The 22860-nt window shown below is 55.8% G+C and carries 18 protein-coding genes; all 18 read left to right on the forward strand.

The genetic code is table 11. The annotated features are described in order from the left end of the window. Positions 1–124: 124 nt before the first annotated feature. The 18 genes from leuC (at position 125) to K325_RS0106125 (ending at position 22839) form a co-directional block, all read left to right on the forward strand. Positions 125–1543 (forward strand): 3-isopropylmalate dehydratase large subunit, encoded by a 1419-nt coding sequence (gene leuC / locus K325_RS0106035; RefSeq protein ID WP_029653371.1) that lies wholly within the window; start codon positions 125–127, stop codon positions 1541–1543. A gap of 17 nt (positions 1544–1560) precedes the next feature. Next, positions 1561–2208, forward strand: a complete 648-nt coding sequence (gene leuD / locus K325_RS0106040; protein WP_029653372.1) for a 3-isopropylmalate dehydratase small subunit — start codon at positions 1561–1563, stop codon at positions 2206–2208. 19 nt (positions 2209–2227) lie between these two features. Continuing rightward, the gene (gene leuB, locus K325_RS0106045; protein ID WP_029653373.1) at positions 2228–3301 is read left to right on the forward strand and encodes a 3-isopropylmalate dehydrogenase; all 1074 of its coding nucleotides are present in this window, start codon (positions 2228–2230) and stop codon (positions 3299–3301) included. A 124-nt stretch (positions 3302–3425) separates the two neighbouring features. Then, positions 3426–4541 carry an aspartate-semialdehyde dehydrogenase gene (gene asd, locus K325_RS0106050; protein WP_029653374.1) on the forward strand — a complete coding sequence of 372 codons (1116 nt, stop codon included), beginning with the start codon at positions 3426–3428 and terminating at the stop codon, positions 4539–4541. Between the two features lie 313 nt (positions 4542–4854). Then, positions 4855–8043: a FimV/HubP family polar landmark protein gene (locus K325_RS0106060; RefSeq protein WP_029653375.1), complete on the forward strand. Its 3189-nt coding sequence runs from the start codon at positions 4855–4857 to the stop codon at positions 8041–8043. An 85-nt stretch (positions 8044–8128) separates the two neighbouring features. After that, a complete protein-coding gene (truA, locus tag K325_RS0106065) occupies positions 8129–9037 on the forward strand; it encodes a tRNA pseudouridine(38-40) synthase TruA (protein ID WP_029653376.1) in 909 nt (302 codons plus the stop codon). Further along, positions 9034–9663, forward strand: coding sequence for a phosphoribosylanthranilate isomerase (locus tag K325_RS0106070; protein ID WP_029653377.1), 630 nt, complete (start codon positions 9034–9036; stop codon positions 9661–9663). The genes truA and K325_RS0106070 overlap by 4 nt, the downstream gene beginning before the upstream one ends. Beyond that, on the forward strand, positions 9656–10864 hold the full coding sequence (gene trpB, locus K325_RS0106075; protein ID WP_211218147.1) for a tryptophan synthase subunit beta: 1209 nt from the start codon (positions 9656–9658) through the stop codon (positions 10862–10864). Before K325_RS0106070 ends, trpB begins: the two co-directional genes overlap by 8 nt. A gap of 17 nt (positions 10865–10881) precedes the next feature. After that, complete coding sequence (gene trpA / locus K325_RS0106080) at positions 10882–11694, forward strand: tryptophan synthase subunit alpha (RefSeq protein WP_029653379.1); 813 nt, start codon at positions 10882–10884, stop codon at positions 11692–11694. Between the two features lie 38 nt (positions 11695–11732). Then, positions 11733–12662 carry an acetyl-CoA carboxylase, carboxyltransferase subunit beta gene (gene accD, locus K325_RS0106085; protein WP_029653381.1) on the forward strand — a complete coding sequence of 310 codons (930 nt, stop codon included), beginning with the start codon at positions 11733–11735 and terminating at the stop codon, positions 12660–12662. Then, positions 12643–13959 carry a bifunctional tetrahydrofolate synthase/dihydrofolate synthase gene (gene folC, locus K325_RS0106090; RefSeq protein ID WP_228128399.1) on the forward strand — a complete coding sequence of 439 codons (1317 nt, stop codon included), beginning with the start codon at positions 12643–12645 and terminating at the stop codon, positions 13957–13959. Before accD ends, folC begins: the two co-directional genes overlap by 20 nt. Positions 13960–14051: 92 nt before the next feature. Continuing rightward, entirely contained in the window at positions 14052–14756 is a 705-nt protein-coding gene (locus K325_RS0106095) for an SPOR domain-containing protein (RefSeq protein WP_029653383.1), read from the forward strand. A gap of 92 nt (positions 14757–14848) precedes the next feature. Beyond that, positions 14849–15418 (forward strand): CvpA family protein, encoded by a 570-nt coding sequence (locus tag K325_RS0106100; RefSeq protein ID WP_029653384.1) that lies wholly within the window; start codon positions 14849–14851, stop codon positions 15416–15418. 34 nt (positions 15419–15452) lie between these two features. Beyond that, the gene (gene purF, locus K325_RS0106105) at positions 15453–16976 is read left to right on the forward strand and encodes an amidophosphoribosyltransferase (protein ID WP_029653385.1); all 1524 of its coding nucleotides are present in this window, start codon (positions 15453–15455) and stop codon (positions 16974–16976) included. A gap of 27 nt (positions 16977–17003) precedes the next feature. Beyond that, positions 17004–18227, forward strand: coding sequence for an O-succinylhomoserine sulfhydrylase (locus tag K325_RS0106110; RefSeq protein WP_029653386.1), 1224 nt, complete (start codon positions 17004–17006; stop codon positions 18225–18227). Positions 18228–18250: 23 nt separating this feature from the next. Continuing rightward, complete coding sequence (locus K325_RS0106115) at positions 18251–20845, forward strand: DNA translocase FtsK (protein WP_029653387.1); 2595 nt, start codon at positions 18251–18253, stop codon at positions 20843–20845. Positions 20846–20854: 9 nt separating this feature from the next. Beyond that, a complete protein-coding gene (gene lolA, locus K325_RS0106120) occupies positions 20855–21505 on the forward strand; it encodes an outer membrane lipoprotein periplasmic chaperone LolA (protein ID WP_029653388.1) in 651 nt (216 codons plus the stop codon). Beyond that, positions 21505–22839 carry a replication-associated recombination protein A gene (locus K325_RS0106125; protein WP_029653389.1) on the forward strand — a complete coding sequence of 445 codons (1335 nt, stop codon included), beginning with the start codon at positions 21505–21507 and terminating at the stop codon, positions 22837–22839. Before lolA ends, K325_RS0106125 begins: the two co-directional genes overlap by 1 nt. Positions 22840–22860: the final 21 nt, after the last annotated feature.

Below are 22860 nucleotides of genomic sequence, written 5' to 3' on the forward strand. Positions count from 1 at the left end.
ACTATCTAAGATAACGGAAAGGAATGCAAAGCATAAAAAACATGAATTGGGGTTATTTGTGGCGCAGGGTATGATGTCAGCATTGGAAGCAGAAACAGAAACCCCCAAAGAGTGAGAGAGAATCATGGCGGGCAAGACCTTATACGACAAATTGTGGGACGACCATTTGGTCAAGCAGCGGGATGATGGTTCCGCGTTGATATACATTGATCGTCAGTTGCTGCACGAAGTTACATCACCTCAGGCTTTTGAGGGGCTTCGTCTGGCCGGCCGCAAACCATGGCGGGTTGATGCCAATATTGCCACGCCGGATCATAACGTTCCGACGACGGATCGTGATAAAGGCATTGATGGAATTGTGGACCCGGTGTCCCGCACCCAGGTTGAGACGCTGGACAAGAACTGCGATGAGTTCGGGATTCTGGAGTTCAAAATCAAGGATCAGCGCCAGGGTATCGTCCACGTTATCGGGCCGGAGCAGGGAGCGACCTTGCCGGGCATGAGTATTGTCTGTGGCGATTCCCATACGTCTACTCACGGAGCTTTTGGGTGCCTGGCCCATGGTATCGGGACGTCTGAGGTTGAGCACGTGCTGGCTACCCAGTGTCTGGTTCAGAAGAAGATGAAGAATATGCTGGTGAGGGTGAACGGCACACTTGGCACGGGTGTAACGGGCAAGGATGTTGTTCTGGCCATTATCGGCAAAATCGGCACGGCTGGTGGTACCGGCTACGCCATCGAGTTTGGTGGCGAGGCTATCCGGGGCCTGAGTATGGAAGGCCGGATGACCATTTGTAATATGTCCATCGAAGCCGGTGCCCGGGTGGGGATGGTTGGCGTGGACGATACCACAATTGAATACGTGAAAGGCCGCCCCTTCTCCCCAGAGGGTGAAACCTGGGACAAAGCCGTTGAGTATTGGCGTACCCTCCATACGGACGATGATGCGGTGTTCGATAAAGTGGTGGAGCTGGACGGAGCGGCGATTCAGCCTCAGGTAAGTTGGGGAACGTCGCCGGAAATGGTGGTTGGCGTAGACAGTGCGGTTCCAGACCCGGAGAAAGAGGCTGACCCGATCAAGCGTGAGGGTATTGTTCGTGCTCTGAAATACATGGGATTGCAGCCAAATCAGAAAATTACTGATATTAAACTGGATCGGGTGTTTATTGGTTCCTGCACCAATAGCCGCATTGAGGATCTGCGCGAAGCAGCGGCCGTGGTGAAAGGCCGGAAGGTGGCTGCGGGTCTTAAGCAGGCCATGGTTGTTCCGGGTTCGGGGCTGGTAAAGGCCCAGGCTGAGCGGGAAGGGCTCGATAAGGTGTTTATTGAGGCGGGCCTGGAGTGGCGCGATCCGGGTTGCTCCATGTGTCTGGCCATGAATGCCGACAAGCTGGGCCAGGGTGAGCATTGTGCTTCCACCTCAAACCGGAACTTTGAAGGTCGGCAGGGCTTTGGTGGGCGAACCCATCTCGTAAGCCCGGCCATGGCTGCCGCCGCGGCAGTCACCGGTCATTTCATTGATGTCCGTGAATTGTTGAACTGAACCACAGGAGAGAGACCATGCGAGCATTTACGCAACATCAGGGCATTGTTGCCCCCATGGACCGTTCCAATGTGGACACGGACATGATTATCCCCAAGCAGTTTCTGAAGTCGATCAAACGCACGGGCTTTGGTCCTAACCTGTTTGATGAGCTGCGTTATCTGGATGAAGGTAAGCCCGACCAGGATTGTTCCAATCGCCCCCTGAACCCGGATTTTGTGCTGAATCAGCAGCGCTATAAAAGCGCAAGCGTGTTGCTGGCCCGAACCAACTTTGGTTGCGGCTCCAGCCGTGAGCATGCCCCCTGGGCGCTGGATGATTATGGTTTTCGGGTAATCATTGCGCCGAGTTTTGCGGACATTTTCTACAATAACTGCTTTAAGAATGGCTTGCTTCCCATTGTTTTAGAAGAAGAAGTTGTTGATAAACTGTTCCGCGAAACGGAAGAAACTGAAGGGTATCAACTGACGGTTGATCTCGAAACGAAAACGGTCATTACGCCAAGTGGCGAGTCGTTCAGTTTTGAGGTGGATGATTTCCGCCGCCACTGTCTGTTAAATGGGCTGGACGATATTGGTGTCACCCTGGAGGATGCGGAGACAATTCGTGCATACGAATCGTCCCGCCGAAAAACGGCCCCTTGGTTGTTTAACGCTGGAAACTGACTGAACAAGGAATTGAATAATGTCCCGTAACGTATTGCTCCTGCCGGGTGACGGTATTGGCCCCGAAATTGTTGCCGAAGCAGAAAAAGTGTTGAACAAAGTCAATGATCAGTTCAGCCTGGGGCTGAGTTTCGATTCGGCTTTGGTCGGTGGTGCCGCGATTGATGAAACGGACACGCCCTTGCCAGATGAAACCCTTGAAAAGGCGCGTAACGCCGATGCTATCCTTCTGGGCGCCGTCGGTGGGCCGAAGTGGGATAGTCTGCCCATGGCCAGGCGGCCAGAAAAAGGCTTGCTGGGCCTTCGCTCTAATCTCGAATTGTTCGCCAACCTGCGGCCTGCCATTCTTTATCCGCAGTTGGCGTCGGCGTCATCCCTGAAGCCTGAAGTGGTTTCTGGTCTCGATATCCTGATTGTCCGGGAACTGACGGGTGGTATCTATTTTGGCCAGCCGCGCGGCGTTCGTCAGCTGGAGAGCGGAGAGCGTCAGGGCTACAACACCTACCAGTATACGGAATCTGAAATTCGCCGGATTGGGCGGGTTGCCTTTGAAGCGGCGCAGCAGCGAGGCAAAAAGTTGTGTTCTGTCGACAAGGCGAACGTGCTTGAGGTAACCGTACTCTGGCGCGAAATCATGGAGGATCTCAAGCGTGAGTATCCGGATGTAGAGCTGTCTCATATGTACGTCGATAACGCGGCCATGCAGCTTGTTCGTGCGCCGAAGCAGTTTGATGTGATTGTGACTGGCAACATGTTTGGTGATATTCTTTCCGACGAAGCTGCAATGCTCACCGGTTCTATCGGCATGCTGCCCTCTGCGTCACTGAACTCGGATAAGCAGGGCATGTATGAGCCGTGTCATGGCTCTGCGCCAGACATTGCCGGGCAGGGCATTGCCAACCCGCTGGCGACGATCATCAGTGCGGCGATGATGCTGCGGTACAGTCTGAACGAGGAAAGCGCGGCTCAGGCTATTGAAGCTGCCGTCAGCAAGGTGCTGGACCAGGGGCTGCGCACGGCCGATATTATGTCTGAGGGTGGGCGCAAAGTGTCGACCCGTGAAATGGGCGAGGCCGTTCTGAACGCGCTTTAAGGCGTTACTGGTCCGATAAGAGCAAAGCCCGACAGCGGCAGGATGCAGCTGCTGCGGGATCATTCATCCTGTCCGTGCCAGCGATAACGGTAGCGGGCGGGCATAGAATTGGAAGTCCTGACAGATGAAGCGAGTTGGACTGGTTGGTTGGCGTGGCATGGTGGGCTCTGTCCTCATGCAGCGCATGCGTGAAGAAAATGATTTTGCCGGCATCGATCCGGTATTTTTCACCACATCTCAGGCTGGTAAGCCGGCCCCGGATGTCGGGAAAGAGGGTGTTCCGGTACTTCAGGATGCGTTTGATATCGACATTCTGAAAGGTATGGATGTCATCCTGACCTGTCAGGGTGGGGACTACACCGGCGCTGTCTACCAGAAGTTGCGAGACGCCGGTTGGCAGGGATACTGGATTGACGCCGCATCTACTCTGCGCATGGCGGATCATTCGGTGATCGTTCTCGACCCGGTCAACCGCAACGTGATTGACGAGGCGCTGGATAAAGGCGTTAAGGACTATATTGGTGGAAACTGCACCGTGAGTCTGATGATGCTGGCGCTTGGGGGGTTGCTTGAGCAGGACCTGATCGAGTGGGTGTCTCCGATGACGTACCAGGCGGCGTCAGGTTCCGGTGCCCAGAACATGAGGGAATTGCTGGCTCAGATGGGGGCGCTGAATGACAGCGTGCAATCCGAGTTGGCTGATCCTTCGTCCGCGATTCTGGACATTGACCGCAAGGTAACAGACACCATGCGTTCGGCTGAGTTTCCTGTAGAACATTTCGGCGTCCCGTTGGCGGGCAGCCTGATTCCGTTTATCGATAAGCAGCTTGATAACGGTATGAGTAAGGAAGAGTGGAAGGCGGGCGTTGAGACTAACAAGATTCTCGGCCGTTCTGATCGACCGATTCCGATTGATGGTATCTGTGTTCGGATCGGTGCCATGCGTTCGCACAGTCAGGCGCTGACGATCAAGTTGAAAAAGGATCTGTCGGTTGCTGAAGTCGAAGGTATTCTCGCGGGCGCCAACGACTGGGTAAAAGTGATTCCGAATGATCGGGAAGCAACGATGGAAGAGCTGACACCAACCAAGGTGACAGGGACGCTGAGCATTCCCATTGGTCGGATTCGCAAGTTGTCCATGGGGCCGGAGTACATCTCTGCGTTTACGGTGGGTGACCAGCTGTTGTGGGGGGCTGCAGAGCCTCTGCGTCGGATGCTGAGAATCCTTCAGGAACGTTAAAAATTGTTACGCAGTGGTAATTAATGCCAACTGTGTCCGGTTTTTTGCATGCCGGTCTGGGGCGGAGGCTGATTTCAGCGTCCGCCCCTGTTATTTTCAAGGGCGCTAAGGAGTTCCGCCCGATAGATAAAAAAACGGTGCAAGGATTGCGGCTGATTGATTGATAAAACGGGTTTTATCAACAATACTTGCCGAACCGATTGGTATAAGTGCGATATAAAAACGAGAAATAACAAGGCGAAAGTCATCCAACCTCGTCCGATTCTGTTGAGATACGGCAGTAAAGAATAACGGAGACTGGAAAGGAATAAGCATGAAGGTACGCAAGCTTGCGGTTGCCCTGGCGCTGGCGGGAGGGCTCGGCTCTGGAATGGCTCAGGCCCTTGGACTCGGAGAAATAGAGCTCCAGTCCTGGCTTAATGAGCCGCTGGATGCAGAAATATCACTGAATCAGAGTCGTGGCGTTGATCCCGGTGACGTGTTTGTCAATGTGGCACCGGAGAGCGCGTATGAGCGGGTCGGGCTGGATCGGCATCGGTTTCTGAGTCAGTTAAAATTTGAAGTGGTGACCGGCGCGGATGGCAGTCTGGCCATTAATGTGTCTTCTCGCGAACCGGTGCGTGAACCGTATCTCAATTTCCTTCTTGAGCTGACCTGGCCCAACGGGCGACTGATGCGGGAATATTCGGTACTCGTGGACCCGCCCGTATACGCGGAGGAATCCGGCGTTGAAGAGCCGGTGAGTGCGCCGGCCACCGCGGCCCGTCAGCAACCTGCGACTCGCAGCCCGGAGTCGGTTCGCCGCCAGGCCGCTGTTGAGGGTTCTGCGTCTCGTGGTTATCAGGGCGATACATTCGGCCCGACTGGTGCGTCAGACACGCTTTGGACCATAGCTCAACAGGTACGCCCGAGCACGTCGGTGTCGATGCAGCAAGTTATGCTTGCGATTCAGGATCAGAACCCGAATGCGTTCATTGATGGCAACATCAACCGGCTGAAGCGGGGTGAGGTACTGCGCATTCCGTCACTGGATGATATTCGCAGTCGCAGTCGTGCAGAAGCGAACCGTGTTGTTGCTCAACAAAACCAGGAATTCCAGTCTCCACGACCGGTTGATGCAACGAAAAGCACGCCAGCCGCTTCAGAGCAGGCGGGTAGCCAGGCAACCTCAGGCGACGAGCTTCGTTTACTGGTAGCCGACGATTCCGAGTCTCGTACTGAACAGGATGGAGGCTCCGCAGGCGGTGACGGTGACCTGCCAGGCGGTGCGGATTCTGGCTCTGCGGTTGCGATGGAAGAGTTTGAGGCGGCCAAACGCGAGAACGATGAACTCAACAGTCGTGTTGCAGACCTGCAGGACCAGGTTGAGACCTTACAGCGCCTTCTCGAACTGAAAAACAGTCAGTTGGCCGACATGCAGGGCATGGCGGCAGAAGGTGAAGAGGCTGCGCCAGTAGACACAGCTCAGGAAGGGGCGGCTGACCCTCAATTGTCAGCAATGGATTCTGGCGAGGCCGAAGGGCAGGTTGCGGGTGAGGTCTCCGAGGCCGGAATGGCTGATGATCAGGGCGAGCCTGAGGCAGGTGTTACGGATTCCGCTGAGGCTTCCGGCCTGACAGAGGATGAGGTTGCTGAGCCAGAGGTTGTGTCTGCACCTGAGAGTTCAGTTGGCGATCCGGCAACTCCTGAGGACGCGTTGAGCGCTGAAGCGGGTGCTGGAGAGGGGGATGCTGCCGCGACTTCTGCAGCTGAAGCCTTAAACGATGGCGATTCTCCGTCGGAACAGGCAGCCGCACCAAAGGTTGAGGCCCCCGAAGCTCAGCAGCCAATGGTGTCCCCTGAAAAGGCGTTTCCGGGCAATATTATTGACGGAATACTGAACAATCCTCTGTATCAGATTGTTCTCGGTGGCGGCCTGATTGTGCTCCTTTTGTTACTGCTTTTGGTGGCGAGGCGGAATGCAAGCCGTGAGAAAGAGTTCTACGACCAGCTGAACAGTGATGAAGCCGATGAAAAGGACACCTTTGACCTGAGTCTCGAAGATGAAGGTGCTGGCGAAGGCGAAGGTAGTGATGCCATTGCAGAGGCCGAGACGTATGTGGCTTACGGGCGTCATGATCAGGCTGCGCAAGTACTGGAAAGCGCCATCTCCAAAGAGCCGAGTCGGACCGATTTGCGCTTGAAGCTGTTATCTGTCTACGCAGATAGTGAAGATCGCGACGCGTTTGAAAAGCAGTATCGTGAAGTAGAGGCTCTGGATGACGAGGATGCTATGCGGGAAGCGGAACTGCTTCGCGAGCGTCTTGCCGAAGCAGAGGCGATGCCCAGCATTGACGATCTGGAATCGCAGTTGCGCTCAGATTCGTTTGGCGAATCCGCTCAGGCCTCCCGGGAGGATGTGTCTGAAGGGGAATGGGATCTGTCGGATGAGCTCAAGGCCGATGAGTTTGAGGCCGAAACAGGCGCCGCTGCGGTGGAAGAGAATGAATTCGGCGAGCTGGAATCCGATGTCGCGGAAGAGACCGATGCCCGGGATGATCTGATTGAATACGACCTTTCTGGCATAGGTGAAAGCGCTGAGTCTGAGGTCGATGAACCTGCTACTGAAATGGACTATGCGTCGCTGGATCTGGATGCAGATCTGGAAGAGTCTAAAGAGCCTGAAAGCGAAGATCTGAGCCTGGATTTTGAGTCTGCCTTTGAGGATGAGGCGTTGGCGGGTGACGATGAGCTTGCTTCTGAAGAGACCGCCGTCACCTCTGACGAGGCGTCAAGTGATGCTGATCTGCAGAATGATCTGAACCTGGATCTTGATGAAAGCTTCGATGCGCTTGAAAGTGAATTGGAGACGGAAGCGGAAGAGAGCCTGGATTCAGAACTGGACGCTGAAGGGTTGGATGAATCCTTCCTTGATGAGCTTGATGCAGAGCTCGACAAAGTGGCGGGGCAGGATAATGAGCCGGACGAGCTCGCCCTTGATGAATCCGACCTTGATGACCTTGAGCTGGATGTGTCCGATGAAGATCTGGCGCTGATGGAAGAATTCTCTGACACCGGAGATTCAGACGTGCCGCAGAGCCAGGAGTCATCTCTGGATGATGAATTGGGGCTTGAGGACGCGCTCAGCGAACTTGAAGAGGGCGAGCCGGCAATGGATCAGCAGGATCCGGAAGTGATCCTGGAGCAATCGGAAGGTCTTCAAGACGCTGATGTTGAAGCGGATGAAGATCATGATGTTGTGCCTGTCGCTTCGGATGCACTGGAGCAGGATGCTTCCCGGAACAGTGGTACGCCAGACATTGATGAGAGCTCGTTGGACGATGAGGATGACTTTGATTTCCTCGCCGGTACTGACGAAGCGGCCACCAAGCTCGATCTGGCGAGAGCCTATATCGAGATGGGGGACAGTGACGGTGCCCGGGATATTCTCGAAGAGGTTGCCCTTGAAGGGAGTGACGATCAGAAAACGGAAGCGCAAGAGCTTCTTAAAAATCTTTCCTGATTCGTTATAATCGTTTCAAGAGCGGCAAGCGCCGGCCACAGAGCCGGCGTTTTGCTTTTTCAGTAGACAGTTACCGGATCGCCACTTGTTCCTCACGCCTCAGCCCCTCACGACAGACAATACGATTGGTAACGGAAGGGTTGCCATTATCTTCGAGTACGACGGTCAGGCTTTTCATGGCTGGCAATTCCAGAAGAGTGGAGTTCGCTCTGTTGAAGGGGAGTTATCCAGGGCTGCGGCCCGGGTTGCTGACCATCCTGTTGATCTGGTGTGCGCGGGGCGGACCGATGCGGGAGTGCATGCCAGCTTTCAGGTGGCTCACTTCGATACGCCCTCGGTCCGCAACCTCCGATCCTGGGTGATGGGGATGAATACGGCCCTGCCCGATGATATTTCGGTTCATTGGGCGGGGAATGGCGTCGCCGATTTTCACGCCCGATTCTCGGCAACGTATCGCCGATATCGTTACGTGATCTATAACCACGCGGTTCGACCGGGAATCCAGAGAGGGCAGGTAAGCTGGACCTTCCGGCCACTGGACACAGACCGGATGCATCGAGCGGCTCAGGCTCTGGTTGGTGAGCACGACTTTTCGTCCTTCCGGGCGGCGGGGTGTCAGTCTCGTACACCGGTCCGTTTCCTGGAACGGATTTCGGTAACCCGATGCGGGGATTATGTCGTAATAGATGTGCAGGCCAATGCGTTTCTTCACCATATGGTGAGGAACATTGCAGGGGCTTTAATGGCCGTTGGTAATGGTCAGCAGCCCCAGGAGTGGATTAGTGGTATTCTGGAGGCTCGTGATCGCACGTGTGCTGGTGTCACGGCTCCTCCTTACGGCCTCTATCTGGTTGATGTTGGCTATCCGGAGCACCTCGGAATACCAGAAGCCCTGTGTGGGCCAGCCTTCGTTGCCCCCTGGTTCGACCGGAAGTGCAACGAACCCATAGCGCCAACGCACATTCATCCTAAACAGGTAAGGGCTGAATCATGACGGCTCGTGTGAAAATATGCGGCCTGACTCGTCCTGAAGACGTTGATGCGGCGGTTGCCTGCGGGGCAGATGCTATTGGGCTGGTATTCTACGACCAGAGCCCGAGGGCCGTCGATATCGCACAGGCGGTTGGGTTGGCGGAACGTGTGCCAGCCTTTGTGTCTGTGACCGGGCTGTTTGTTAACCCGGAGCCCCAGGTTGTGGACTCCGTGCTAAAACAGGTTTCACTGGATCTTCTCCAGTTTCACGGCGATGAAGATCCTGAGTTTTGCCAGTCTTTTGGTCGCCGTTGGATAAAAGCGGTAAGGGTTCGGGAAGCAGGGCAAATAGCCGAAGCCTTCCGTACCTATCATCAGGCCTCCGGATTGCTGGTTGATGCCTGGGACCCGAATCGGTACGGCGGCACGGGTCACTCGTTTAACTGGTCTCTGATTCCCGATGAGCGCCCGTTGCCTCTGATATTGGCCGGTGGTTTGTCATCTGCTAACGTAGCCCGCGCTATTGAGCAGGTTCGTCCCTGGGCTGTCGACGTCAGCGGTGGAGTTGAAGAGGCCAAAGGCAAAAAAGACGCCGCCAAATTGTCTCAATTTTTCAAAGAGGTTCACCGTGTCTGTAAAACTGACTGAAGAAATGTTGAAGGCGCTTCCTGATGCGAGAGGTCACTTTGGTACCTTTGGTGGACGGTTTGTTTCAGAAACCCTGATGGATTCGCTGATGACTCTTGAAAAAGAGTACCTTCGGCTAAAGGACGATCCTGACTTTCAGGCAGCTTTCGATAAAGATCTGGCTGACTATGTCGGGCGCCCAAGTCCCCTCTATTTTGCCGAACGGCTTACCCGCGAGACCGGCGGCGCTCAGATCTGGCTCAAGCGCGAAGACCTGAATCACACCGGCGCCCACAAAGTAAACAACACGATTGGCCAGGCGTTGCTCGCCAGTTTTCTGGGAAAGAAGCGGATCATTGCTGAAACCGGAGCAGGGCAGCACGGCGTTGCTACAGCCACCGTATGTGCCCGCCTTGGCCTTGAATGCCACGTGTTTATGGGGTCGGAAGATATCAAGCGTCAGTCGCTGAATGTCTATCGTATGAAACTACTCGGCGCAACGGTTCATTCGGTTGAGAGCGGCACCAAAACGCTTAAAGACGCCATGAACGATGCCATGCGGGACTGGGTGGCCAATGTCGATGACACGTTCTACATCATCGGCACGGTGGCAGGCCCCCACCCGTACCCGCTTCTGGTCCGGGACTTCCAGTCTGTGATTGGCCGGGAGCTTCGTCAGCAGTCGATGGATGCCGTTGGCAGGTTGCCGGATGCGCTGGTGGCTTGTGTCGGGGGTGGTTCAAACGCCATTGGCATGTTCTATCCGTTCCTGGCAGACGAGGATGTTCAGCTCTACGGTGTTGAAGCCGGTGGATTCGGTATTGAAACCGGGCAGCATGCGGCGCCGTTGTGTGCTGGTCGCCCCGGGGTTCTGCATGGCAACCGTACCTATCTGATGGAAGACGAAAATGGCCAGATTGCCGGAACTCACTCCGTCAGTGCAGGCCTGGACTATCCGGGTGTCGGGCCGGAGCACGCTTGGTTGAAAGATATTGGTCGCGCTAACTACGTGTCGGTGACGGATGATGAGGCGCTGGATGGATTCCGTAGGCTGACTCGTGTTGAGGGTATTATGCCCGCACTGGAATCGGCCCACGCCGTGGCCTACGGGTTGAAGCTGGCGTCTACCATGGATAAAGACCAAATGCTGGTGATTAATGTCTCTGGCCGGGGCGACAAGGATATTCACACTATCGCCCAACTGGACGGTATTGAGATCTGACGGTATCAGGAGCAGGCATGAGCCGAATTGAAGGTGTACTTAAGACATTGAAAGATCAGGGCCGGAAGGCGTTGATCCCCTATATAACGGCAGGCGATCCGAATCCGGATGAAACGGTTGGTTTGATGCATGCCCTGGTTTCAGCGGGGGCCGATATTATTGAGCTGGGCGTGCCGTTTTCCGACCCAATGGCCGATGGTCCGGTTATCCAGCTGGCCTGTGAGCGGGCTTTGAAGCATGGCACCTCCCTGCGACGGGTGGTGGCCATGGTCAAGGAGTTCCGGGCTACCGATCCGGATACACCGGTTGTTCTGATGGGTTACCTGAATCCGATGGAGGCCATGGGATATGAGACGTTTGCAACTCTGGCCGCTGATGCGGGTATCGATGGCATCTTGACTGTAGACCTTCCGCCTGAGGAAGCTGATGATGTGGCGCCCTTGTTTTCGGCGCGCGATATTGACCCGATATTCCTTCTGGCGCCAACAACAACCGATGACAGGATTCGAGCGATCAGCGAGCACTCCTCCGGTTATGTGTACTATGTTTCTATCAAGGGCGTGACCGGGTCTGCGACGATTGATGTCGATGAAGTCGCAAGAAAGGTGGCGCATGTGCACGAACTTACGGCGCTGCCCGTTGGTGTGGGCTTTGGCATCCGGGATGCGAAGACAGCTGCGGCCGTGGGCAGAGTATCCGATGGTGTAATTGTTGGCAGCGTGCTGGTCGATACAATAGCTCGACATCAGACGGATCCGGCAGCCCTGCGTAAGGCATTGACGGATCTGCTACACCCGATGCGCGTAGCGCTGGACGACCTGGTTCACTGACCGGTCTAGATCCAGGCATCACAGGACAGGATGAGAGCATGAGTAACTGGCTGGACAAAATCATGCCGAGCAAGATCCGCTCGGAATCACGGCAACGTACCGGAGTGCCGGAAGGGTTGTGGAAGAAGTGCCCTAAGTGCGGTGCTTTTCTGTACAAGCCGGAGCTCGAGAAAAACCTGGACGTTTGCCCCAAGTGTAACCACCACCTCCGGGTATCAGCCCGTCGTCGGTTGGACATTTTCCTTGATAAAGATGGTCGGGAAGAACTCGCGACGCATCTTGAGCCGTCAGATCGCCTGAAGTTCAAGGACAGCAAGCGCTACAAGGACCGTCTCTCGGCCGCGCAGAAGGCTACGGGCGAGAAGGACGCTCTGGTGGTCATTCGGGGCAGCACCCTGGGGGTTCCGCTTGTCGCTTGTGCGTTTGAGTTTAACTTCCTGGGTGGCTCGATGGGCCAGGTGGTAGGCGAGAAGTTTGTGCAGGCCGCCAATGTGGCGCTCGAACAACGGATTCCGTTGGTCTGTTTTTCCGCCAGTGGCGGAGCGCGGATGCAGGAGGCGATTCTGTCACTCATGCAGATGGCCAAGACCGCCGCCGTTCTCGAGAAACTCAAGCAAGAGGGTGTTCCGTATATTTCGGTGATGACCGATCCCGTGTTTGGCGGTGTTTCGGCCAGTCTGGCGATGCTCGGAGATCTTAATATTGCCGAGCCATACGCGCTGATTGGTTTTGCCGGCCCCCGGGTTATCGAGCAGACGGTTCGTGAAAAGTTGCCGGAAGGGTTTCAGCGCAGTGAGTTCCTGCTGGAGCATGGAGCGATTGACATGATACTGCATCGTCATCAGATGCGTGAGCGCATTGCTCACTTGCTGGCCAAATTTACGGCTGAGGAAAAGCCGGGCACTGAGGCGCCAATTGAGTTTGAAGTTACGGAAAAGCCAGACATTGATGAATCGGCAGACCATTGACGTGATGCCTGTCCCTGACCGGGCACCTGCGCCCGGCGCTTCCGTTGATGAATGGCTTCGCTGGCTTGAGGCTATTCATCCCACTGAGATTGATCTCGGGCTTGACCGTGTCCTGGTGGTACTTCGACGTCTCTTTCCTCGCAGGCCGGCAGCCCGATTGATTACAGTTGCCGGAACTAATGGTAAGGGCACAACGGTTGCGGCTTTGGAGGCGGTGTTGATCGCCTCCGGCCGGACGACCGGAGCTTACACATCGCCACATTTGTTCCGTTACAACGAGCGTGTTCGCATTGGTGGCGAAAGCGTATCGGACGACGCTCTGGTTGCGGCGTTTGAAGCGGTTGAGGCTGCCCGCCGGGGAGTGTCTCTGACTTATTTCGAGTTTGGCACGCTGGCGGCGTTTGTGGTGATGGCGGAAGCCGGTGTTCAGGACTGGTTGCTTGAAGTTGGATTGGGAGGGCGCCTGGACGCCGTTAACGTACTGGATCCGGACTATGCCGTCATTACGTCCGTCGACATTGACCACGTAGGATTCCTGGGGGATAACCGGGAGGTCATTGGGTTTGAAAAGGCTGGTATTCTGCGGCCTGGCATTACCGCAGTCTGCGCTGACCCGAATCCTCCGTCGTCTGTGCTTCAGCAGGCTGCTGCACAGAACGTTGAGCTCAAGGTGACCGGGCGTGATTACACGCTTTCGCGTGAGGACGATGAGACGGTGTCGCTGACCGTGGGGGCTGAGCGCCTGTCGTTGCCTGCGGGGCCGCTTCCTGTTCAGAGTCTTGCTGCTGCGGCGGTGCTCTCATGCACGCTGGTTCCAGACGTGTCGCGTGAGATTGTGGCCAAAGCCTTACAGGAGGTCAGGGTTCCGGGCCGGTTTGAGGCAATTCGTTCGAAGCCGACCGTCATCGCGGACGTTGGGCATAATCCCCATGCAGCTCGCTGGTTGGCGGGTAAGGTTGAAGGCCTGAAAGCGGCCAGCTCAGGGAGCGTTCTGGCCGTGTATGCCGCGCTGGCCGATAAAGACGTTGAGGGAGTCTTTGGGGCTATGTCGCCCCTTGTGGATCGCTGGTATTTTGCCGGGCTCGATGAGCCGCGTGGATTGACGTCCGGGCAACTGATTCAGCGCCTGGGGGCGCAGTGTCATCCCGGGGGACAGGACGCTTACCCTTCTGTTCCGGAGGCGTTGGAGGCGGCAATCCGAGGTGCGGGCCCTGACGACGTGATTGTTGTGTTCGGGTCTTTCTTTACCGTTGCGGCAGCCAGGGCCTTTGTGTTGGGTGTGCCCGGTGGTTCTTAAAGTTTGTCCATAGGTTGTGGTAGGCCTTTGAGTTATCACGGATGGCCAGTTAGTATCGTGAACAAACAGACGATGAATGGGAGCCTTCTCAGGTGGATGGATTGAAGCAGCGGATCATTGGCGCGCTCGTGCTGGTTTCACTGGCCGTAATTTTTGTTCCAATGATATTTGATGAGCCGCATTCCCAGCGACAGTCAACGCCCATTACGATTCCGGAAGAGCCGCCGTTCCCTGAAGTTGACATGCCGGAAAGCCGGCCCCCTGATCCTCAGGATGGTGGTTTTGCCGGTACTGAGGCGGCCGGTTCCCCGCAAGATTCTGAATCACCCGGTTTCCGGGTTATAGAGGACGGAGACCGTGGAGCCCGCCCCGATGAGACCACTCCGGATACTGTGTCCCCAGAAGCGCCGGCTCCTCAGGTCGCTACCGAGCCACCGGTGCAGCCGGATCCTGCCCCGGTTCGTCAGCCTGCCCCGGTTCGTCAGCCTGAGCCGGTGAAGGAGCAGCCCCGTTCGGACTCGAAGCCTTCTGAAAAGGCGGAGTTCACGGGCTCGCTGTCCGGAGCATGGGTGGTGCAGCTTGGCAGCTTTGGCAATCAGGACAACGCAAGGCGCCTTCGTGACAAGGTGCTGGACATGGGTTATGGCGCACACCTTCAGCAACTGGAGCGTGGCGACAGCTCTCTGACACGCGTGTTCAGTGGGCCGTTTGTCAGCAAGGACGATGCGCAGGAAGCCAAAACCGCACTCGATAAAGCCTTCGGGCTCAACAGCCTCGTGACCACGGGCGACAAATAATCGTTCTTTAGCCGATTAATCCTTTTCCGGCAGTTTGGTGACACGCGGTTTCCTGTTAGAATCCGCGTTTCGTTTTCTCCACCGGGTTTTCCATGGAATCGCTGATCTGGATTGACTGGGTCATCATTGCCCTGATTGCCGTATCCACGCTCATTAGCCTGAAACGTGGGTTTGTGCGTGAAGCGCTGTCGCTTGTGACCTGGGTGGGGGCGTTTATTATTGCCCGGACATTCCATCCTCAGATGCAATCCTTGCTGGAAGCGTCGGTTGAAACGCCTCTGGTGCGCCTGATTGCCGCTTTCGCCATTCTGTTTTTCGGTACTCTGATTGTTGGTGCCATTATCAACAACATGATCGGACATCTGGTTCGGGCAACGGGTTTGTCCGCAACGGACAGAGTATTGGGTATGGGATTTGGCCTGCTCAGGGGCGTGGTTGTGGTGATTGTTGCCATAGCGTTTACCCGTTACACGCCGTTGGCCCAGGATACCTGGTGGAAGACGTCTGTCATGATAGATCGCCTAGCGGTCGTCGAGGACTGGTCCCGGCGCACCCTGGGGGACGAATTTGCCCGTTTCCTCGGTCCTGGGGATGACGTTCAGGCAGCCCCGGAGGCTGCGGACGAATCAGAAGACGTGGAACCTGCGTCTGCATCCCGTTAACATTCAGTTTTAACACTCGGAGAATTTTCCAGCCATGTGCGGCATTGTCGGTATCGTCAGTACTTCCAACGTCAACCAGCTTCTTTATGATGCACTGACTGTTCTTCAGCACCGTGGCCAGGATGCGGCGGGTATTGTTACCTTCCAGGATAATCGTTTTTACCTTCGTAAAGATAACGGTTTGGTACGGGATGTATTCCACACGCGTCATATGCGGCGTCTGGTCGGCAACGTCGGAATCGGGCATGTTCGGTATCCGACCGCGGGCAGTTCCAGTTCAGCAGAGGCCCAGCCATTCTATGTCAACAGCCCCTATGGCATTACCCTGGCCCACAACGGAAATCTGACAAACGCGGACGAGCTGAGTGAAGATCTGTTCCGCACTGATTTGCGACACATCAACACCAACTCCGATTCCGAAGTGTTGTTGAACGTTTTTGCACATGAGCTTCAGAAACAGGGCAAACTTGATCCGACCAAGGATGAGATTTTTGCCGCCGTCAGGGCCGTTCACAAGCGCTGCAAGGGTGCCTACGCGGTTATCGCCATGATCACCGGATATGGGATCGTTGGCTTCCGTGATCCGAACGGTATCCGACCGGCCTGTTACGGGGTGCGGGAGAGTGAAAATGGTCAGAGTGAATATATGATCGCTTCCGAAAGTGTGGCCCTGAATGCAGCAGGCTTCAGCATGGTTCGCGACATTGCGCCGGGCGAAGCGGTCTATATCGAGACCGATGGCACCTTGTATTCCGAGCAGTGTGCGGAAGCCCCGAAGCTCTATCCCTGCCTGTTTGAGCACGTCTATTTTGCCCGTCCGGACTCCATCATGGATGGCGTCTCGGTTTATAAAGCACGTTTGAGGATGGGGGAGGTTCTCGCGGATAAAGTACTGCGTGAGCGCCCTGATCACGATATTGATGTGGTGATTCCGATTCCTGACACCAGTCGCACATCCGCGATGCAGATGGCGCACCAGTTGGGGGTAAAGTACCGGGAAGGCTTTATCAAAAACCGTTACATCGGGCGTACTTTTATTATGCCCGGCCAGAAAATGCGTAAGAAGTCCGTCCGCCAGAAACTCAATCCGATTGATCTGGAGTTCCGGGACAAGAACGTCATGCTGGTGGATGATTCCATTGTTCGGGGAACAACCTGCAAGGAAATCGTTCAGATGGCTCGGGATGCCGGTGCCCGGAATGTCTACTTTGCCTCGGCCGCGCCCCCTGTGCGTTACCCGAACGTTTACGGTATCGATATGCCTACGGCGAGTGAGCTGATTGCTCATGGCCGTGAAGTTGATGAAGTCAGGGACCTGATTGGCGCCGACTGGTTGGTGTATCAGGACCTGGAAGACCTCATTACCTGTGTGAATGACGTCAATGAAGACATTGATGGCTGGGAAGGGTCGGTCTTTAACGGTGAATACATCACCGGGGATGTGGATGCAGATTATCTCGCACGCCTGGAAAACTCACGGAATGACGAGCAGCGTTCCGGGGATCAGATGGCCGATGATGATAACGCCATTATCGACTTACATAACGATGAAGATTAACGCCGCTGACGGCGCAGGGAGGTTGCGATGACATTCGGCCGAGACGAGCATGTTTGGATACCCGAATCGGACCTGGATGGTATGTCGCTCGACACTGTGGCCGTGAGGGCAGGGCAGATCCGTACCGGTCAGCTTGAGCACAGTGATGCAATTTTCCCTACCTCCAGCTTCGTTTATGGCAGTGCCGCTCAGGCGGCCGCCAGATTCGGAGGGGAAGAGCCTGGTAACATCTATTCCCGTTTCACCAACCCGACGGTCCAGGCGTTTGAGTCAAGAATCGCCGCGATGGAAGGCGGTGAACGGGGGGTGGCGACAGCCTCAGGGATGGCAGCCATTCTGGCCACCTGTATGGCGCTGCTTAAAGCCGGCGATCACGTTATCTGTTCGCGTGGGGTATTTGGAACCACCAACGTCCTGTTCCAGAAATACATGGCGCGCTTTGGGGTCGACACCACGTTTGTCAGCCTGACGGATCTCAATGAATGGCGAGAGTCGGTCCGGCCAGAGACCCGCATGCTGTTTTTGGAAACACCCTCAAACCCATTGTGTGAAGTTGCGGACCTGTCCGCGCTGTCAGAGATAGCGACGGGTAACCATGCGTTGCTGGTGGTTGATAACTGTTTCTGCACGCCGGTTCTCCAACGACCGCTGGAGCACGGCGCTGATCTGGTGGTTCATTCAGCAACCAAATACCTGGATGGTCAGGGGCGGTGTGTTGGGGGTGTTGTTGTCGGTCCTTCCAGGTATCTGGATGAGATCTACGGGTTTATTCGCTCTGCCGGGCCGACCATGAGCCCGTTCAATGCCTGGGTGTTTCAGAAGGGCCTGGAAACCTTACCGATTCGTATGCGCGCACACTGTAACAATGCGCTAGAGTTGGCGCTGTGGCTGGAGCAGCAGCCGTTAGTGGAAAAAGTGTTTTATGCCGGCCTGCAGAGTCATCCGCAGCATGAGCTTGCCAAAAAACAGCAGGACGGTTTCGGAGGGGTGCTTTCGTTTCAGGTAAAGGGCGGTCGGGAGAATGCGTGGGCGTTTATTGACGCTACCCGAATGATCTCGATAACCGCAAACCTGGGCGATGTAAAAACCACCATCACCCATCCGGCTACCACAACCCACGGCCGTCTTTCTCCGGAAGACAAAGCGAGAGCTGGTATTACTGAAAACCTGCTTCGTTTGTCTGTGGGTATCGAATCTGTTAATGACCTGAAAGCTGATCTGGAAAGAGGTTTTCAGGCCATAAAAGACTAAACAACCGGACGGTTTGAGTATTCATGGCGGAATCCGCGAAAGCGAAGAAAGCAGTAGCCACAGAACTGACCGAGAAGCAGAAGCGATTTCGTCGCCTTACGGCTCAGGGTGCCAGGGAAGGTGCGGTTATTGGCCTTATTGTGCTTTGCATTTACCTTGCGATGGCACTCTTTACCTTCAATCCGGCCGACCCGGGCTGGGCCAGCATTGGTCATGATATCCGGGTTCAGAATCATGCTGGCCGGACAGGCGCGTGGCTGGCAAGTCTGTTCATGGACTTTTTCGGGCATGTATCGTGGCTGTTTCCGGTGATGGTGGCCGGTTACGCTGTTATGCTGATCCGCCGCCGTAACCAGCCGATGGATCTGCACTGGCCGTTGTTCATGGTTCGCTTTGGCGGGTTTATTCTCATCCTTCTGTCAGCAACCAGCCTGCTTTCCCTCTACTCCGTTTTCGGGTTGGGAGCTTCCTCCGGGGGAGTGCTGGGCACCGCTGTCTCAGAAGCGATGGTTCGTTTTTTCAACCTGCCGGCCACAACCTTATTGCTGATCGCGATTTTCCTGTTTGCGCTGACCGTCACCATCGGGCTGTCGTGGTTTCGTATGATGGACCAGTTGGGCGGGCTGACGCTCAAAAGCGCCGAAGCCATAAAATCATGGTATGAGGGTGCTCGCAAGAAAGAACGTAAAGGCCTGGAAACTCCGGCGCCCCGTGATGAGCCCAAAGTGGCTGAACCTGAGCCTCCTGTGGTGCGGGACGAAGTTCGTGAGCAAAAGCAGGGCAAAGAGAATAATACGTCTGAAAAGCGTTCCCTGATCAAGCGGTTGTTTGGTCGAGCCTCCAAAGCTCCGAAAGCCGAGCCCGCTCCAATCGCAAAAAAGGAGCGCAAAGAGCCCGAAATTGAAGGGCTGCCCGCGTCAACCCCTGAACCGGAGCGGCTCGAGAGCTTCAGTTCCCAGGATCAGGTGACTGAGCCGCCAGAGGCCCAGCCTGCAAGGCCAAAGGCAAGGTCGCTCAAAATATCGCCGTTCAAAAAGGACGAGCAAGGCAGCTCCAAGAAAAAAGGCAAAGACCGTCAGGGTTCTTTGCTTGAGGATATCGAAAGCCCGATACCGCCCATCACTTTGCTGGACCCTCCGGAAGTGCACAAGGAGACCGGGTATTCGGAAGAGTCTCTCGAGCATATGTCGCGCCTGCTGGAGGAGAAACTCAGTGACTTCGGCGTCTCGGTGGAAGTCGTGGAAGTCAACCCCGGCCCGGTGATTACCCGCTTTGAAATCAAGCCTGCACCCGGCGTTAAGGTCAGTAAGATTTCCAACCTGGCGAAGGATCTGGCTCGTTCTCTTGCGGTTCTGAGCGTACGGGTGGTTGAGGTGATTCCTGGTAAGTCAGTGGTGGGGATTGAGATCCCGAACGAGAAGCGGGAAATTGTGCGCCTGAGTGAAGTTCTCGGTGCCAACGTATTTACCGATTCTGCCTCCCCGTTGACGCTGGCCCTGGGCAACGACATTGGTGGGAACCCGATGGTTGCCAACCTGGCCAAGATGCCACACCTTTTGGTGGCAGGTACAACCGGGTCCGGTAAGTCGGTCGGTGTCAACGCGATGTTGCTGAGTATGTTGCTGAAAGCGACGCCGGACGAAGTCCGGTTCATCATGGTTGACCCGAAGATGCTTGAGTTAAGCATCTATGATGGTATTCCGCATCTTCTGGCGCCAGTCGTGACAGATATGAAAGAGGCTGCCAATGCACTGCGTTGGTGCGTGGCGGAAATGGAACGACGCTACCGCCTGATGGCCAGTATGGGCGTGCGGAACATTGCCGGTTATAACAAGAAGGTGAGGGATGCTCGCGCTGAGGGCGAGCCCCTTCTGGACCCGCTCTGGAAGCCGGATGAGTACCTGGCTAATGATGAGCAGGAACGCCCGGAACTGGAAACGCTGCCATTCATTGTGGTGGTGATTGATGAGTTTGCTGACATGATGATGATTGTTGGCAAAAAAGTTGAAGAACTGATTGCCCGGATTGCCCAGAAGGCGCGTGCCGCAGGCATTCATCTGGTCCTCGCAACCCAGCGGCCATCGGTTGATGTAATTACCGGGCTTATCAAGGCCAACATTCCGACCCGGATGTCATTTCAGGTGTCGTCCAAAATCGACTCGCGGACAGTTCTTGATCAGGGTGGGGCGGAACAGCTGCTCGGACATGGGGACATGTTGTACTTGCCCCCGGGTTCCGGCCTCCCGGTGCGCGTCCACGGCGCGTTTGTGGACGATGATGAGGTTCATCGCGTGGTTAATGCCTGGAAAGCCCGTGGCGAACCGGAATACGTGGATGATGTTCTGAATGGCGCCGAAGGGGAGCACTTGCCGGGAGTTCCGACGCTCAGTGACGGGGGCGCCGGCGGTGGGGATGAAGGCGATGCTCTGTTTGATGAAGCGGTTGCTTTTGTCACGGAAAACCGCCGGGTATCCATCTCATCGGTTCAGCGTAAATTCAAGATCGGCTACAACCGTGCTGCCAATCTGGTGGATGCCATGGAAGCTTCGGGAGTAGTCAGCCCGGCGGGCCACAACGGTGCCAGAGAGGTTCTGGCACCGCCGCCTCCAAGAGACTAGGAGTACGTTATGATCAGGACAATGACAGGCATACTGTTTGCTTTGGCGGCGTTGTGGGCCGCAGGAACTCAGGCCGATGAGCTGGAAACCACCCGGGACGCAGCCGGGCAGTTATCTTCCCTGCTGGGAAGTTACGAGACTTATCAGGCCGATTTCATCCAGATTGTGGTCAATGAGAATGGCAACGAGGTTCAGGAGACCCGGGGCTCTTTGAAGGCGAAACGCCCGGGGTTGTTCTACTGGGAAACGGGTGCACCGCTGTCACAGTTCATTGTCAGTGACGGTGAAACGGTTGAAGTGTACGACCCGGACCTCGAACAGGTTACGATTCATTCGCTCGATGAACGGGTTCAGACCACCCCGGCGCTGTTGCTGAGCGGCGAAGTGGGCAACCTCAACGAAAGTTATGAGGTCAGTGTCCGTGAGCTGGGAGAAAGCACCCGCGAATTTACCCTCGTTCCCCGCAGTGCTGACTCACTGTTCACCTCGCTTCGGTTGAGCTTCTACGATGGCGAGCTTCAGGAGATGAGGATGCAGGATTCTCTGTCCCAGATGAGCATCCTGAGCTTTGATGATATTGAGCTGAATCGGTCTATCGACAACAGCGCCTTTCGGCTTGACTACCCGGAGGGCGTGGATGTGATTCGGGACGGTGCCTGATGCAGGATAGTCTGTTTCAGGCTGAGGCGGGTTTTCAGCCCCTGGCCGCTCGCATGCGGCCAGCCTCTCTTGAGGGTTACGTCGGTCAGGCCCACTTGGTTGGGCCGGGCAAGCCATTGCGGCGGGCTGTTGAGCAGGGTCAGCTGCATTCGATGATCCTCTGGGGTCCGCCTGGCGTGGGCAAAACCACGTTTGCCCGATTGCTCGCGAACGTCGGGGATCTTTCGTTTGAAACAATTTCGGCAGTCCTCAGTGGCGTAAAGGACATCCGAGAAGTAGTGGAGCGAGCCCGTAACCGAAAGTATTCCCAGGGGCAGGATACGCTGCTTTTTGTCGATGAGGTGCACCGCTTCAATAAAAGCCAGCAAGACGCTTTTTTACCCCACATTGAAGACGGTACGTTCATTTTCGTGGGAGCGACCACGGAAAACCCTTCCTTTGAGCTGAACAGTGCGTTGCTCTCAAGGACCCGCGTTTATGTTCTCAAAAACCTCGATACGCCGGATATACTCAGGCTGCTCAACACCGCGCTGACCGGTAAACAGGGCTTCAATGGCCAGCTAAAAGTCGACGCAACGGTGCTGGAGACGATGGCGCAGGCTTCTGGGGGCGATGCCCGCCGTGCTTTGAACATTCTGGAAGTCGCCGCTGATCTGGCGGAGCCCGGGCCGGATGGCTCTGGCACGATCACCTCGGCTACCCTTGAGCAGGTTCTTCAGACCAGCCTTCGTCGTTTTGACAAGGGAGGGGATGTTTTCTATGACCAGATTTCAGCGTTGCACAAGTCTGTCAGGGGTTCGAGCCCGGATGGTTCTCTTTATTGGTTGTGCCGGATGATTGATGGTGGATGTGACCCTCTCTACATCGCCCGGCGACTGGTCCGGATTGCCAGTGAGGATATTGGCAACGCCGACCCGAGGGCGCTTCAGATTACCTTGCAAGCCTGGGATGCGCAGGAGCGTCTTGGGTCACCGGAAGGCGAACTGGCCTTGGCTCAGGCGGTTACTTACCTAGCGCTTGCACCGAAAAGCAACGCGGTCTACAACGCGTTCAATCAGTGTATGGCCGACGTTCGCAGTGATCCGGATTATGAAGTGCCGGTGCACCTGCGCAATGCGCCGACCAAATTGCTCAAAAGTATGGGGCATGGCGAGGAATACCGGTACGCGCATGACGAACCGGACGCCTATGCGGCGGGGGAATGCTATCTGCCGGAGGCCATTCAGGCTCGCAATTACTATCAGCCGGTGCAGCGGGGGCTGGAGATCAAGCTGGCCGAAAAGCGCCAGCGCCTGGCGGCACTGGACGCCGCGAGCCAGAAGCAGCGCTACTGAATCCCCGTCGTCCATACCCCG

The sequence above is a fragment of the Marinobacter daepoensis DSM 16072 genome (assembly GCF_000421165.1).
Lineage (GTDB): Bacteria > Pseudomonadota > Gammaproteobacteria > Pseudomonadales > Oleiphilaceae > Marinobacter > Marinobacter daepoensis.

What these genes read in the sequence shown, in the direction of transcription:
- leuC (WP_029653371.1), top strand. Translation starts at nt 125, where the DNA reads ATGGCGGGCAAGACCTTATACGACAAATTGTGGGACGACCATTTGGTC.
- leuD (WP_029653372.1), top strand. Translation starts at nt 1,561, where the DNA reads ATGCGAGCATTTACGCAACATCAGGGCATTGTTGCCCCCATGGACCGT.
- leuB (WP_029653373.1), top strand. Translation starts at nt 2,228, where the DNA reads ATGTCCCGTAACGTATTGCTCCTGCCGGGTGACGGTATTGGCCCCGAA.
- asd (WP_029653374.1), top strand. Translation starts at nt 3,426, where the DNA reads ATGAAGCGAGTTGGACTGGTTGGTTGGCGTGGCATGGTGGGCTCTGTC.
- K325_RS0106060 (WP_029653375.1), top strand. Translation starts at nt 4,855, where the DNA reads ATGAAGGTACGCAAGCTTGCGGTTGCCCTGGCGCTGGCGGGAGGGCTC.
- K325_RS0106070 (WP_029653377.1), top strand. Translation starts at nt 9,034, where the DNA reads ATGACGGCTCGTGTGAAAATATGCGGCCTGACTCGTCCTGAAGACGTT.
- trpA (WP_029653379.1), top strand. Translation starts at nt 10,882, where the DNA reads ATGAGCCGAATTGAAGGTGTACTTAAGACATTGAAAGATCAGGGCCGG.
- accD (WP_029653381.1), top strand. Translation starts at nt 11,733, where the DNA reads ATGAGTAACTGGCTGGACAAAATCATGCCGAGCAAGATCCGCTCGGAA.
- folC (WP_228128399.1), top strand. Translation starts at nt 12,643, where the DNA reads ATGAATCGGCAGACCATTGACGTGATGCCTGTCCCTGACCGGGCACCT.
- K325_RS0106100 (WP_029653384.1), top strand. Translation starts at nt 14,849, where the DNA reads ATGGAATCGCTGATCTGGATTGACTGGGTCATCATTGCCCTGATTGCC.
- purF (WP_029653385.1), top strand. Translation starts at nt 15,453, where the DNA reads ATGTGCGGCATTGTCGGTATCGTCAGTACTTCCAACGTCAACCAGCTT.
- K325_RS0106110 (WP_029653386.1), top strand. Translation starts at nt 17,004, where the DNA reads ATGACATTCGGCCGAGACGAGCATGTTTGGATACCCGAATCGGACCTG.
- K325_RS0106115 (WP_029653387.1), top strand. Translation starts at nt 18,251, where the DNA reads ATGGCGGAATCCGCGAAAGCGAAGAAAGCAGTAGCCACAGAACTGACC.
- lolA (WP_029653388.1), top strand. Translation starts at nt 20,855, where the DNA reads ATGATCAGGACAATGACAGGCATACTGTTTGCTTTGGCGGCGTTGTGG.
- K325_RS0106125 (WP_029653389.1), top strand. Translation starts at nt 21,505, where the DNA reads ATGCAGGATAGTCTGTTTCAGGCTGAGGCGGGTTTTCAGCCCCTGGCC.